At 62.6% G+C, this 12,631-nt stretch carries 14 protein-coding genes; 1 reads left to right on the forward strand and 13 read right to left on the reverse strand.

Annotated elements, in window-relative coordinates; translation table 11 throughout:
• Nucleotides 1-12 precede the first annotated feature (12 nt).
• Nucleotides 13-282 carry a hypothetical protein gene (locus B5V00_RS04430; protein WP_085009549.1) on the reverse strand — a complete coding sequence of 90 codons (270 nt, stop codon included), beginning with the start codon at nt 280-282 and terminating at the stop codon, nt 13-15.
• 192 nt (nt 283-474) lie between these two features.
• Between B5V00_RS04430 and B5V00_RS04435 the strand changes: the two genes are divergently transcribed.
• A complete protein-coding gene (locus B5V00_RS04435) occupies nt 475-660 on the forward strand; it encodes a DUF4177 domain-containing protein (RefSeq protein WP_245803904.1) in 186 nt (61 codons plus the stop codon).
• 131 nt (nt 661-791) lie between these two features.
• On the opposite strand, the gene trpS is transcribed toward B5V00_RS04435, so the two are convergent.
• From trpS to gspG, 12 genes are all read right to left on the reverse strand, one after another.
• The gene (trpS, locus tag B5V00_RS04440) at nt 792-1,757 is read right to left on the reverse strand and encodes a tryptophan--tRNA ligase (RefSeq protein WP_085009551.1); all 966 of its coding nucleotides are present in this window, start codon (nt 1,755-1,757) and stop codon (nt 792-794) included.
• Between the two features lie 10 nt (nt 1,758-1,767).
• Nucleotides 1,768-2,010: a hypothetical protein gene (locus B5V00_RS04445; protein ID WP_245803905.1), complete on the reverse strand. Its 243-nt coding sequence runs from the start codon at nt 2,008-2,010 to the stop codon at nt 1,768-1,770.
• A 475-nt stretch (nt 2,011-2,485) separates the two neighbouring features.
• Nucleotides 2,486-4,960 (reverse strand): endopeptidase La, encoded by a 2,475-nt coding sequence (lon, locus tag B5V00_RS04450; RefSeq protein ID WP_085009552.1) that lies wholly within the window; start codon nt 4,958-4,960, stop codon nt 2,486-2,488.
• Nucleotides 4,961-5,186: 226 nt separating this feature from the next.
• Nucleotides 5,187-6,179 (reverse strand): DUF3187 family protein, encoded by a 993-nt coding sequence (locus tag B5V00_RS04455; protein ID WP_085009553.1) that lies wholly within the window; start codon nt 6,177-6,179, stop codon nt 5,187-5,189.
• Between the two features lie 2 nt (nt 6,180-6,181).
• Nucleotides 6,182-7,045: a type II secretion system protein GspN gene (gspN, locus tag B5V00_RS04460; RefSeq protein WP_085009554.1), complete on the reverse strand. Its 864-nt coding sequence runs from the start codon at nt 7,043-7,045 to the stop codon at nt 6,182-6,184.
• Nucleotides 7,045-7,572: a type II secretion system protein GspM gene (gene gspM / locus B5V00_RS04465; protein WP_085009555.1), complete on the reverse strand. Its 528-nt coding sequence runs from the start codon at nt 7,570-7,572 to the stop codon at nt 7,045-7,047. Before gspM ends, gspN begins: the two co-directional genes overlap by 1 nt.
• A complete protein-coding gene (gene gspL / locus B5V00_RS04470) occupies nt 7,569-8,963 on the reverse strand; it encodes a type II secretion system protein GspL (protein ID WP_085009556.1) in 1,395 nt (464 codons plus the stop codon). The genes gspM and gspL overlap by 4 nt, the downstream gene beginning before the upstream one ends.
• 2 nt (nt 8,964-8,965) lie before the next feature.
• On the reverse strand, nt 8,966-9,892 hold the full coding sequence (gspK, locus tag B5V00_RS04475) for a type II secretion system minor pseudopilin GspK (protein ID WP_085009557.1): 927 nt from the start codon (nt 9,890-9,892) through the stop codon (nt 8,966-8,968).
• A complete protein-coding gene (locus B5V00_RS04480) occupies nt 9,889-10,485 on the reverse strand; it encodes a prepilin-type N-terminal cleavage/methylation domain-containing protein (protein ID WP_085009558.1) in 597 nt (198 codons plus the stop codon). The genes gspK and B5V00_RS04480 overlap by 4 nt, the downstream gene beginning before the upstream one ends.
• Nucleotides 10,482-11,006, reverse strand: coding sequence for a type II secretion system minor pseudopilin GspI (gene gspI / locus B5V00_RS04485; protein ID WP_172399620.1), 525 nt, complete (start codon nt 11,004-11,006; stop codon nt 10,482-10,484). The genes B5V00_RS04480 and gspI overlap by 4 nt, the downstream gene beginning before the upstream one ends.
• A 259-nt stretch (nt 11,007-11,265) precedes the next feature.
• Nucleotides 11,266-11,889, reverse strand: a complete 624-nt coding sequence (locus B5V00_RS04490; protein ID WP_172399621.1) for a pilus assembly FimT family protein — start codon at nt 11,887-11,889, stop codon at nt 11,266-11,268.
• A 198-nt stretch (nt 11,890-12,087) separates the two neighbouring features.
• Nucleotides 12,088-12,537: a type II secretion system major pseudopilin GspG gene (gspG, locus tag B5V00_RS04495; RefSeq protein ID WP_085009561.1), complete on the reverse strand. Its 450-nt coding sequence runs from the start codon at nt 12,535-12,537 to the stop codon at nt 12,088-12,090.
• Nucleotides 12,538-12,631 lie beyond the last annotated feature (94 nt).

Consider the following 12,631-nt stretch of genomic DNA (forward strand, 5'->3'; position numbering starts at 1 on the left):
TTCATCAGCCTGTTAAATTGGGATGCGGCGTTTCTTGCAGTAGGCGCGGATAACCATGGCGGCCTGGTTGAGGCGGGAGAGTTTCATGTTCTTCGCCTTGATCGCCGGGACATCCTCCAGGGGAATCTGCTCCGCCCGCAGGTCGCGGGTGACGATGGCGAGATGGGTGAGGATGGTTTTAAGGTCGGCCGGGGTGTACTGTTTGAGACCGCTCTGGCTCAGGCTGGTGAACCCGCCGGCGATGTCCTGGGCGAGTTTTTTCGGTGAACCGGAAATGGCCATGTTTCCCCCCTTGAAAAGAAGCGATTGACAGGTGCCGTCAGGCGCCAGGAAAACCTTTTTTAACGGAGAGCCACTGAGAAGGAGAGAACGCAGAGAAAGTCAAAGCCGGCTTGAGATTTTTAAACCCCAACAGGTTTCTCTCCATCTCTGTCCCTCTCCGCCTCTGCGTTAAATGAATCCATTGAATGAGAAATGAAAATGCAACCGATCAACTACAAGGTTATCGAGCTTACCACGGTCACCGACGAAAGTCTTGAAGAGGTTCTCAACCAGTGGAGCGGCGAGGGCTGGCAGCTGGAGTCGATCCAGTTCGCCATGCGCGAGTCGAGCCGGCGCCCGGCGATGGCCTTCGTCATCTTTATCCGGAACGAGGGCTGAAGGGGAGAGGGAACAGGGAACAGTTATCAGTTTCCAGCTTCCAGGGGACGGAAGGGGGACAGGCACCTGCGGAGCCAGTCCCCCCTTGAACCTTGAACCTAGCGCCTAGCGCCTAGCGCCTTAAGCCTGTATCAATACACCAACCCGGTTTTTTTCCGCACCTTGCGCAGGGTCTTCCAGGCGAAGGCGCGGGCGCGTTCGGCGCCGGCGGCGAGGATTCTGCGGATCTCGTCCGGGTCGGCGAGCAGCTCTTTGCGCCGTTCGGTGTAGGGAGCGAAGGTGTCGCGGATCTTCTCGAACAGTTCCTGCTTGACCTCGCCGAAGCCGAGCCCGCCGGCCGCGTAGCGGGCCCGCAGGGCCTCATCCTCCTCTTTGTTCAGGAACAGCCGGTAGATCTTGTAGACATTGCAGGCATCCGGATCTTTCGGCTCCTCCACCGCGATCGGCGCGGTGACGATGCGCATCACCTGCTTGCGCAGCGGCTTGTCGTCGAGGAACAGGTCGATGGTGTTGCCGTAGCTCTTGCTCATCTTGCGCCCGTCGAGGCCGGGAATGGTGGCGACATTGTCGTCGATGTCCGGCTCCGGTATGGTGAAGATATCGCCGTACTCGTTATTGAACTTGATGGCGATGTCGCGGGCGACCTCGAGGTGCTGCTTCTGGTCCTTGCCGACCGGCACCGTCTCGCTCTGGTAGAGCAGGATATCGGCGGTCATCAGCACCGGGTAGGCGAACAGGCCGTGATTCGGCTTGATCCCTTGGGCGACCTTGTCCTTGTAGCTGTGGCAGCGCTCCAGCAGCCCCATCGGGGTGAAGTTGGAGAGCAGCCAGGTCAGCTCCTGCACTTCGGGGACATCCGACTGCACCCAGAAGACCGACTTTTCCGGATCGAGGCCGAGGGCGAGGAAATTGGCCGCCGCCTCCAGGGTGCCGCGGGCCAGAACCTTGCCGTCGCTGAGCGAGGTCTGGGCATGGTAGTTGGCGATGAAGCAGAAAAGTTCTTCCTGCCGCTGGTAGGCGATCATTTTCTGCATCATGCCGAAATAGTTGCCGAGGTGCAGTGATCCTGACGGCTGGATGCCGCTTAAGACTCTCATCGCTGTCTCCTCACTCCGGTCCGTTGCCCGGCGCGGTGGCGCCGAGCATGTTGGCCAGTTGCAGCAGTTGTCCGAGATCGATGCCGCTTTCGCGAATCAGGCCGAGGATCACCGGCAGCAGCCGGGGCAGAAAGCCGGGATCCTTGATCGCCTCGGTGCCGAGTTCCGGCAGGGCCCTGAGGATGAATTCCTTCTTCTCGTCCGCCGACAACGCGCTGACGGCGGACATCAATTCTTCGATCGCTTCACTCACTAAAAAACTCCTTGGCAACTCGCGGCGGATATTGCGGGTATGGGTTGACCTGAATCCGTGAGCCCCTTGTCGGCGGAGAGCACAAGTCATTGATCTGCCTGAGCTCCCCCAAAATCACCAGCGAACCTATGGGTGCGCTTCAGATTTTTGGAAATCTCATTCAGACCAAGCACTTGCACTCTCCATCCAACAGGAACTCACGGATTCAGGGTTGAAAAACGGAATCCTAAACCGCGACCGGGTTTTCAGGCAACTTTTTTCGGCGGACAAAGGATTGGCCACCAAGACACCAAGAGCACCAAGAAAACCTTTTCCCTTGGCGTGAAGAGGGAATGAGGACGAAGAATGGCATAAGATTCTTTTGAGGAGTTCAAACTCCAAAGATTTTTTCTCGCTCTGCCTCTTTGTGGCTCTGCATTAAATTTTTTCTGTGGTCTTCTTGGGGGCCTTGGTGTCTTGGTGGCATCCTTTTTTTTCAGGTCTTGTTTCTCCCCCTGCCGAAGGCGATCCGGAACACCTCCGGGTACTCACTGACGAAGTGAGCGGTGAGTCCTTCCTTCAGGTAGTCGGGCAGATCTTCGTAATCGTTGCGGTTGGCGGCGGGGAAAATCAGGGTTTTCAGGCCGACACGGCGGGCGGCGATGGTCTTCTCCTTGACCCCGCCGATCGGCAGCACCTGTCCGGTCAGGGTCAGTTCGCCGGTCATGGCGAGATCGGGGATGACCGGTTTGCCCAGGATCATCGACAGCAGGGCGGTGGTCATGGTGATGCCGGCCGAGGGCCCGTCCTTGGGCGTGGCGCCGGCCGGGACGTGGAGGTGGACGAAGTGCTTGTCGAACCAGCCTTCCTCGGCGCCGAAGCGTTCCAGCTGGCCCATGGTGTAGGAATAGGCGATCTCGGAACTTTCGACCATCACCTTGCCGAGCTGGCCGGTCTGCTTGAACCCCTTGGTCTGGCTCTTCACCGCGGTTGCCTCGATCTGCAGGGTGGCTCCGCCCATGCTGGTCCAGGCCAGGCCGGTGACCACGCCGGGAACTCCCTTGAAAACCTCGTCCGGGGAGAAGAGCGGCTTGCCGAGGTAGTCGTCGAGGTCACGGACTCCGACGCTGAGCGGTCCCTCTTCGCCGCCGGCAAACGCCATCGCCGCCTTGCGCATGATCTTGCGAATGCGGTTTTCGAGGTTGCGCACCCCGGCCTCACGGGCGTAGCCGTCGATGATGGCGCGCAGGGTGCGGTTCGGGATTTTGACCTGCCCACGCTTCAGCCCGGTCGCTTCCAGGGCCTTGGGGATCAGGTAACGGCGGGCGATCTCGACCTTTTCTTCGAGGATGTAGCCCGACAGGCGGATCAGTTCCATGCGGTCGAGCAGCGGCGCCGGGATGGTGTCGAGCTGGTTGGCGGTGGCGATGAACAGTACGTTCGACAGGTCGAAGGGGACATCGAGGTAATGATCGCGGAAGCTGCTGTTCTGCTCCGGATCGAGGACTTCCAGCAGCGCCGAGGCGGGGTCACCCTGGAAACTGGCGCCGACCTTGTCGATCTCGTCGAGCATCAGTACCGGGTTGGCGGTGCCGGCGCTCTTCATCGCCTGGATGAACTTGCCCGGCATGGCGCCGATATAGGTGCGGCGGTGTCCCTTGATCTCCGCCTCGTCACGCATGCCGCCGAGGGAGAAACGGAAAAATTCGCGCCCTAAGGCGGCGGCAATCGATTTGCCGATCGAGGTCTTGCCGACTCCGGGCGGGCCGACCAGGCAGAGGATCGAGCCGGAGATGTCGCCCTTCATTTTGCCGACGGCGATGAATTCGAGAATCCGCTGTTTGACGTCATCCAGCCCGTAGTGGTCTTTGTCGAGCTGTTTTTGGGCCCGCTTCAGGCTGTAGCGGTCCTTGCTGAAACGGCCCCAGGGGAGGATTGTCAGCCAGTCGAGGTAGGTGCGGCTGACGTTGTATTCCGGTGACGAGGGTTCGAGCAGAGAGAATTTTTCCAGCTCATCCTGAACCGCCCGCTCGGCCTCCTCGTTGAGGGTCAGTTTCTGCAGCCGCTGCTGGAATTTCTCGATTTCGCTGGTTTTGCCTTCTTTTTCCAGGCCCAGTTCCTGCTTGATCGCCTTGAGCTGTTCCTTGAGGAAGAACTCCCGCTGCTGGGCCGAGATCTTTTCCTCGATCTGCTTGCTGATGCGGGTCTGCAGGCGCGAGACTTCCAGCTCCTTTTTCAGCAGCACCAGCACCAGGTCAATGCGGCGCCGGACGTCGAAGGCGGCGAGGATCTCCTGCAGTTCCTGGCCGTCGCCGCTGGTCAGATTGGCGGAAAAATCGGCCAGCCGTCCCGGGTCGTCCATGCTGGAGCGGCCGAGAAAGAGCTTGATCTCCTCCGAATAGAGGGGGTTGATCTGCACCAGCTCCTTGAGGGTGGTGATGATCGCCATCGAGTAGGCCTTCAGCTCCTGGTTGACCGAAAGCTCGGGGGTCGGGTGATAGCTGACCCGGGCGAACAGGCCGTCGGGGGTGGTGGCCGCCTCTTCGATGGTGAACCGTTCCATGCAGTTGATCAGGAACTGGATGCTGTCATTGTCGCGATTGATGACCTTGACGATCTTGCCGGCGACCCCGACCTGGTGCAGGTTGGCCGGCACATCTTCGTCCTCCAGGTCCTGCACCAGCACCAGCCCGAGGGCCTGCGAGGGAGTCTTGAGAGCCCTGTCGACGGTTTTGATCGCCTCTTCCCCGGAGATGGAGAGGGGGATCAGCAGTCCCGGGAAGGCCGGTCGCGGCCGCAACGCGATCAGCGGCAGGCCGTTGGGCAGCACCTCGCTGGCGAGAATCAGTCCGCTGCCGGCCTCCTCGAGCAGTTTTTCCAGCTTCGCCTGATCGTTGTCGACCTCGGGCTGGTCGTCGTTCAATGCGTCTTGCGGATCGACGGGGGGATCCTGGTCAAAAGAATCGGACATGGGAGACGCCTCCAGATGAGAACTTGTTCCGGGCGAAAGTAATCAGTCGCAAGGGGCTTGTCAAGGTTGATGCTTTTGCAAAAAACAACGGAATGAACGGCTGAGCAAAAAGCGCCAGATGCAAGGCGCGCAATTACCAGGCAATGAGGCGTACCTACGTACGTCAAAGCCGCGAGGCAATTGCAGCAACGTCGCAGTTGATGAGTTTTTGCGACGCCATCAAGGTTCAGAACTGATGTCGCAGAGCCAGGTGGAACACGACATCGGGAGCGGTGTCGACCACCACGTCCTCGACCACGGCGGCTTCGAGAACGGTGGCGGGGCCGAGGCCGACACTGCCGCCGATCGCCAGCTGTCCAGCGAACTGGTCCAGTTCCTTGAAGTCGCTCTGCTCGTAGAGGGGGGTATGGCCGTCGAACTGCAGCTGCAGGCCGAAGCGTGACCAGGGCTGCAGCCCCAGGCCGAGGGAAACGGTTCCCGCCAGGTTGCGGCGCTGATCGGGCAGCAGGTCGCCGTCGGTGCCGTACAGGACGCCGCTGCCGCCGTAGAGCAGCAGTTCGCCGCCGGCGGTTGTCCAGCGCTGTTCGCCGCTCAGCCAGAGGGCGAGATCCCAGCTGCCGCTGCCGAGCAGTTGGTCGCTGTCGCCGGTCGGGATTTTCAGGCTGGCGCGCAACGCCAGGCGGCGGTCGGCCCGAGAGTCCTGCCAGCACTGCCAGGCCGCCTGCAGCGAGAGGTCGCCGATGCCGCTGCTGCTGGTGTCACGGTGGAAACCGGAGCCGTCGAGACGGCTGTAGCTGTAGTCCAGGCGGTTGCGAGGCGCCCGGTCGCGGCCCCCCTGGGGCAGTCCGAAGAAGTCGTGCCAACTCTCGATGAAGCTGTCGAGCGATCCGCCCCGGTGGCTGAGCATGGGCAGGGCGACGCCGATTTCGAAGTCATCGCCGATGCCGTAGACACCGGTCAGTTCCAGGCGGTAGGTTTCGCCGTCGAAGCGCAATGCTTCGTTGCTGCGGACACCTTCGGTGAAGTTACTGACGATGTCAACCGTCGCCTGCAGCCGCAGGCTGCCGGAATCGAGAACCCGGGCCGGGGCCAGGGCGGGGAGGCCGAATCCGAGAACCGCCGGTGACAGGTTGCGGGTCTGCAGCGGCTGCAGGGCGAAACCCCAGGTGAGCGTCGGCAGCAGCCACAGCAGAGTGGTGATAAGAAAGGCTAACCGCATGTCTACCTCGTTCTGAGTGCGTTCAGCGGGCCGCTGAGGCGCAGTCGGTAGCGCCCGTCGCGCCCCGGTTTGCCGAGCAGGTTGAGCAGGTCGCGCAGGGCCGGATCAAGGCCCGCGGAGGGTTTCAACTGCAGGGTCAGGTTCAGGCGACTTGAAGCCGGAGTGCGGCCGAGGGTCAGGCTGCCGCTGCCGGCCGCTTCGATATCGCCGCCGGAGGCCTCCAGGGTGGTGATTTTCAGGGTGGCGCCGCGGCCGGCGGCTTTCAGCCTGATGCGGCCGAGATTGAGCCGGTCCCCGGCGGCGCCGAAGGTCTTCAATCCGACCAGGGCGGCGCTGTTCAGGGTCAGTTCAAGCTCGGAACTGTTTCGACCCGCCAGCGGCAGCCGGCCGTTGAACTGCCCGCTTTCGATGACCGCGACCACCTGCAGCGGCAGCCGCGGGCCGAGTGATTCGCTCAATTGCAGGCCTTTGAGCCGCAGGGTGATATCCCCCTTGCGGTGGACGGTCGCCCACAGCTTGCCGGACATAACGCCGGTTTCCAGGTCGAGACCCGGGTTGCTGCCGAAGAGGCTGGTCCAGGCCGGGGTCAGGGTCAGTCCGCGCAGCGGAATCGGCGGATGGGGCAGGTTGGGGATCCTGACCTCCACCCCGGCGGCGTGCAGGCCGAAGGGGAAGGCCAGCGCCGGCCGGTCGATGACCAGGTGCAGCCCCTGTTTCGCGGCGGACTGGACCAGCCGATCGGCCAGGGGGCTGACCGGCAGGTTGATCCAGAAGGCGACCAATGCCGCCAGCAGACCGCAGAGCAGACAGAGCAGAACCTGGCGTTTGTCGCCGGTGCCGATGCGGGGCAGGGTGAATCGGGCCATCAGCTGCTCCTGCCGTAACTGTTCAGGGTGAGAACCACGTCGAGCCGGCTGGGATCATCGAAGCGGGTCTTGATCCGCAACTGGGCGGTCTGCAGCGTACCCTTGGAATTCTCCACGGCATACAGCAGCCGGACCAGCTGGTCGAGGGCGAGCCGTTCCAGTTTGACTTCCACCGATTCGCGCAACAAGGGGTTGTCGCCGGTCAGCGGTTGCGGTCGCAGATAAACGAGCCGGTCGCGGGCGCCGATACCGGCGGCGGTGGTTTCGACAAAGGAAATCAGGGAGAAATCACCAGCCTTTCCGGCCTGTCGCTCGATGCGGTCGGCGGCCGATTTGAGCTGACGATATTGCTGCAGCAACGATTCGATTTCATTCATCTGCCGCTGGCTGGAGGCGATGCGCGTATCGAGCCGCTGCAAGGCGTGGTGGTAGGGGACGACGATGCCGAAGGTGATCAGGGTCAGCAGCACGACCACGCCGCCTATCGCCAGGACCCAGCGTTCCCTGGGGGTCAGCTCACGGCTCATGAGGCACCTCCGGGGGCGGCGAAGCTGAGTTGCAGGCGGAACTCGACCCGTTCATCACTCGACTTCTGCTTGGTGTCGCTGATCTTGACGTCGCTGAACAGGGGAGACGTCTTGAGGCTGCGGGCGATCTGGGTGACGGCGTCAAAGCTGTCGGTCGATCCGCCGAGCCGCAACCCGGTGGGGCTGTAGCTGTATTCGCGGATGTCGATTCTGAATTTTGTCGGACAGCGGGCTGAAACTTCTTTCAGTACCTGCAGGGCGCTGCTGTTGCCCGTCCCCAGCCGGGACTGTTTCTTCTGCAGTTCGCGGATCTTGGCCTGCACCTGCAGCGGCACATCGACGATCGCCTTTTCCCCGGGGAAGGTCTGCAGATATTGTTGACGCATCGCCTGTTTGAGTTGAGCGAGGCGATTGCTGCGCTGCTGATACTGAACCCCGGCGCCGGCGCCGAGCAGCAGCAGGGTGGCTGTCAGCAGCGCGGCAGCGCCCAGCAGCCGCCGCTTGAGTGCCTGCCACTCGTTTTTCAGGGCGAAGGAACCGCTGCGGAAATTGAGGCCGGCGTTTTTCTGACCGGCGATTCCCAGGGCCAGGGCGGCGGCGGGCAACTGCGCGGTCGGGACCCGGCTGCCGGCACAATCGAGCTGCGGGATCGCGACCTCCATGCCGGCGCCCCGCAGCGCCGCGGCCAGTTCGCCGTCGCCATCTTCGCCGAGCAGCATGACGTTGCGCTGTCCGGGACAGTTGCCGAGCAGGATGCGCCCCTGGCGGAGGATGAACTCCACCTGGTCGATGCTGCGCTGATCGCCGAGGCGCGGTCTGACGCGCAGATCCTGCAGGACTCCATCCCTGCTCAATGCCAGGCTGATTTCCGACCCGCTGACGCAGACCAGCAGTCCGTCATTCAGCTGATCGGCCAGCCCGTCGTGCCAGGCGAAAGGCGCCAGTCCGATAAAACCGAGCGGCTCGCGATCGTCATCGAACTGGTCCAGCAGCTGTTCGATGGCGGTGGTCGGCACCGCGGCGGCGAGAATGGTGTTCTTCGCGGCCGGGGCGGCATTGAGACGAACCTGGCGAACCTGGTAGTCATCGAGTTCACAGGGCAGCTGACGGGACAGTTCCGCGGGGGTGGCGGCGGCGATTTTGCGGGCATCGTGAAAGGGGAAATCGATCCAGCGGATCAGGGCGCTGCTCGCCGGCAGGCAGACCGCCAGCCGGTCACCGGCATCAAGGGGACAGCCCAGGGCTTCCCGCAACTGTTCATCGAGCGGTCGCTGCGGGTCACGGTCAAGCTCGGCGAGCTGGTCAAGCCGCGCGCCACCCCGGGTGCTGCCGGCGACGGCCAGCTGCCAGGGGGTGACGCTGGTGTCCAGGGCGATGATTTTGCGTCGCATGGTCAATCCACTTTCTGCCAGAGCAACTGGTTGCCCTGCTTGTTGACAATCGCCTCCAGGCGACGAATCCCGGAATCGACTTCACCTCGGCTGGCGATGTGGTAGATCCTGCTGGTGACTGTCAGATCGAGGTTGCGGTTAAGGATGCTGAAGGCTTCGACCCCCATGATGTCACGTAACTGGTCCGTGCTTTTGTAGGGAGCGTCGCTGCGGCCGGCCAGCACCGTTTCGGCCAGTTCCTCGGTCATCTCTTCATCCCATGCCAGCAGCACCTCGCGCGGAGCCGAGTTGATATTCAGCTTGTCGCCGCCCCAGACGGTAACAAAGGGTTTCAGGGCGTTGACCGCCTCGGCGTCGAAGCCGCGTACCCGAACCAGCTCGTCGACCGCGGTCAGGGCGCCGTTGGCCGCCGGGTAGGGGGGCTGCAGCTGCCGGTAGTAGTCACTTTCGGCGCCCAGTTCCCCGGGGTCGTCATCGGCGTCGAGCCAGTCGATCAGCGCCGCCGACAGCGCCGCCGGGTCTTCGAGGCCGAGCAGGTCGCAGAGCCGTTCGAAGCGGCCGCGCATCACCACGTTGGGGTTGCCCTGCGCGTCGATCAGGAGGTTCAGGTCGAGCCGGCCGTCGAGATCGTGGATGCTGATGCTGACTGCGCCGTCGGCCACCGGGAAGTTGGTCACCTCCTGGGACCAGAGTTCCTCGGGGGCGCCGGGGGCATCGTAGCTGTTGCGGTCCTGCTGCAGCAGCATGCGGCCGACGGTCAGTCCGCCGCGGGCCAGGTAGTCGGCCCGGACGTTGTCGCGAAAGGTTTCCGTGAGCCGCAGATCGACCAGGGTCGAAAAGGCGAACTCGCTCAGCAGGGCGCTCAGCAGCGCCACCACCACCAGCACCAGCAGCAGCACCATGCCGCGTTCGTTACCGACGGCCTTCACGGTGTTCCACCCCGTGGCGGCTGGAAGATGGTATGCAGCGGCAGGCTGCCGTCCCCCAGCTTTAATCGCAGGCTGACCTCGACCAGTTTCGGAATGCCGTCCCGGTTCGAGTCCCAGCTCTGCCGCCAGCCGCCGCCGTCGTTGAAACGCAGACTGAACGCCTCGACCATGCCGCTGAGGCGGCTGGAAATCATCTCGTCGGCGGGCTGGTAGGCCGCTCCGCTGTCCCGAAAGAAGCCCGCGTCCGGATCTGTATCGTCGCCGGCAACCAGCCGGTAGCGAATCCGTGCCAGTCCCTCCTGCGGTCCCTCTCCGGCATTGCTGAGCATGGCCAGGTAGGGTTCGCCGCGGTCATTCGTACCCCCTTCCAGAACCGTTTGTCGTGGATCGGTCGACAGCGACAGTCCCAGCAGTTCGCGGTCGATGCGGGAAAAGAGCACCCGACCGAGGTGGACCGCCGCGGCTTTCTCCTCGACTTTCCGCTTGGCTTCACTGATCGTGCTGAAGACCCCGTAGATGGTGCTCAACAGCAGACTGATGACGGTTACCGCGACCAGGATTTCAATCAGGGTGAAGCCGCGCTGGTGCTTCATCCGGCGCCTCCCCGCTGCAGGAAGGAAATCAGGTGCACCGACTCGTTTTTTTCTTCCCGCCCCCAAAAGACCGTCACCTCCACCTGGCGTACGCCTTCGACCGGGGTTTCGCTGCTGCGTACGGTCCAGCTGAAGGCATCGTCAGGTTCGGTGAAGGTTCCTTCGCCATCACTGCCGTCGTTGCCGATGCCGGTTTCAACCTCCGCCATCTTCGACTGCGCCAGCAGCGTGGCGCGGGTGATCTGCTGCAGCCGCTGGTTGGTGCTGATGCTGCGCTGCGCCAGCCCGAGCAGGGCCACCAGGGCGACGCCGATGATGGCGAGGGCGATCATCACCTCCAGCAACGTAAACCCGGCTGCGTGGGAGCGGTTCTTTTCGCCCAGCTCGGCGTCAGCCTGCGGGCGCGACTTGTGCGACGTAGCTGTCGCTACGCCTCCGCGCGCGTCCTCGGCTTTCTTGATCTGAACGAAAACTCCTCGCTCCTTCAACGGTAGTGCGTGGGAGCGGTTCTTTTCGCCCATCTCGGCGTCAGGCCTCGTTCGCCGCTTGTGCGACGTAGCTGCCGCTACGCCTCTGCGCGCGTCCTGAACGAAAATCCCTCGCTCCTTCAACGGTGGTGCCATATTGCCGAAGACTACCTCTCCGTTGGTTGCGGGGACTGGCTCCGCAGGTGCCTGTCCCCATTGCCCCGCCTGTCTAGCGCCTTGCACCTTGCACCTTGCACCTTGCACCTTGAGCCTTGCGCCTTGAGCCTTGAACCTCGAACCTCGAACCTAGCCCCTAGCGCCCTGCGCCCAACTCCCGATACCCGTCGAAAAATTCCGTCGTTCCGGTCAGCGGCACCAGCCGCAGGGTGAGGTTTTCTCCATCAGGCAGGGCGAGATGGATGACGGTTTCTTCCAGCCAGCCGCCGGGGAGCAGGGCGGTGGTGACCTCGCCGCTGTTGCGGGTACCGCGGCGCGGCTGGTAGATGTCGCGGAAACGGGCGTTGCCGGCCAGACTGTGACGGCCGCCGATGCCGGTCAATTCCTTGATCTCGCCCTTGCGGTCGATCACCTGACCATAATAGCTGCCTTCAGCGAGGTTGAAAACCAGCCGATGTTCGAGGCCGGTCAGGGCGGCCTCGTTGTAGAGATACTTGACCGTCCCCGAAAGTCGTCGGGCTGAGGCGCGCAGGTCATCCTGGCCAAAGTTGAGCAGCATCGGCATGCTCAGACCGGCGAAGAGGCCGAGCAGGAGGACGACGATGGCCAGCTCAATCAGCGTAAACCCCTGCTGGGAGCGGTTCTTTTCGCCCCGCTCGGCGTCAGGTCTCGTTCGCCGCTTGTGCGACGTAGCTTCCGCTACGCCTCCGCGCGCTCGCTCGTCTTCCTTGATCTGGACGAAAATTCCTCGCTCCTTCAACGGTAGTGCGTGGGAGCGGTTCTTTTCGCTCAGCTCAGCGTCAGGCCTCGTTCGCCGCTTGTGCGACGTAGCTGTCGCTACGCCTCCGTGCGCTCGCTCGTCTTCCTTGATCTGAACGAAAATCCCTCGCTCCTTCAACGGTGGTGCAGGGACGGGATGCCAGTGCATTTGCGTCTCACATCTCACATCTCGCCGTTTTTATTCAATCTCCCAGCTGTTGATGTCGGCGTTGTCCCCTTCTCCGCCCGGTTCACCGTCGGGACCATAGGAGATGATGTCGAAGTCGCCGTGGATGCCGGGGGAGAGGTAGACGTAGGGATTGCTCCAGGGATCGACCGGCAGCTTCTTGATGTAGCCGCCCTCGCGCCAGCGGGCCGGGATGCGCCCGGTCTGCGGTTTTTCCACCAGCGCCTGCAACCCCTGTTCGGTACTCGGGTAGAAGCCGTTGTCGAGCTTGAACATCGATACCGACTCCTCCAGGCTCTTGATCTGCACCGCGGCCTTGGTGCGGCGGGCCTTCTCCGGTTCGTCGAGCAGCCGCGGCACGACAATCCCGGCAAGAATGCCGAGAATCACCACCACGACAAGGATTTCAATCAGCGTGAAGCCGCGCTGACCCCTGACCAGCAATTGCGTTATCCGTTTCATAAAATCTCTCTTTGCTTTGAGGTTCGAGGGTTACAACATCATCTCACATCTCACATCTCACATCTCACATCTCACATCTCACATCTCACATCTC

This window comes from Geothermobacter hydrogeniphilus, from assembly GCF_002093115.1.
Taxonomy (GTDB): domain Bacteria; phylum Desulfobacterota; class Desulfuromonadia; order Desulfuromonadales; family Geothermobacteraceae; genus Geothermobacter_A; species Geothermobacter_A hydrogeniphilus.

Coding starts and splice junctions, on each gene's coding strand:
- gspG (WP_085009561.1), bottom strand. CDS start 12,537: ATGAAACGGATAACGCAATTGCTGGTCAGGGGTCAGCGCGGCTTCACG.
- gspL (WP_085009556.1), bottom strand. CDS start 8,963: ATGCGACGCAAAATCATCGCCCTGGACACCAGCGTCACCCCCTGGCAG.
- B5V00_RS04480 (WP_085009558.1), bottom strand. CDS start 10,485: ATGAAGCACCAGCGCGGCTTCACCCTGATTGAAATCCTGGTCGCGGTA.
- trpS (WP_085009551.1), bottom strand. CDS start 1,757: ATGAGAGTCTTAAGCGGCATCCAGCCGTCAGGATCACTGCACCTCGGC.
- gspM (WP_085009555.1), bottom strand. CDS start 7,572: ATGAGCCGTGAGCTGACCCCCAGGGAACGCTGGGTCCTGGCGATAGGC.
- B5V00_RS04435 (WP_245803904.1), top strand. CDS start 475: ATGAAAATGCAACCGATCAACTACAAGGTTATCGAGCTTACCACGGTC.
- lon (WP_085009552.1), bottom strand. CDS start 4,960: ATGTCCGATTCTTTTGACCAGGATCCCCCCGTCGATCCGCAAGACGCA.
- B5V00_RS04430 (WP_085009549.1), bottom strand. CDS start 282: ATGGCCATTTCCGGTTCACCGAAAAAACTCGCCCAGGACATCGCCGGC.
- gspI (WP_172399620.1), bottom strand. CDS start 11,006: ATGGGCGAAAAGAACCGCTCCCACGCACTACCGTTGAAGGAGCGAGGA.
- gspN (WP_085009554.1), bottom strand. CDS start 7,045: ATGGCCCGATTCACCCTGCCCCGCATCGGCACCGGCGACAAACGCCAG.
- B5V00_RS04455 (WP_085009553.1), bottom strand. CDS start 6,179: ATGCGGTTAGCCTTTCTTATCACCACTCTGCTGTGGCTGCTGCCGACG.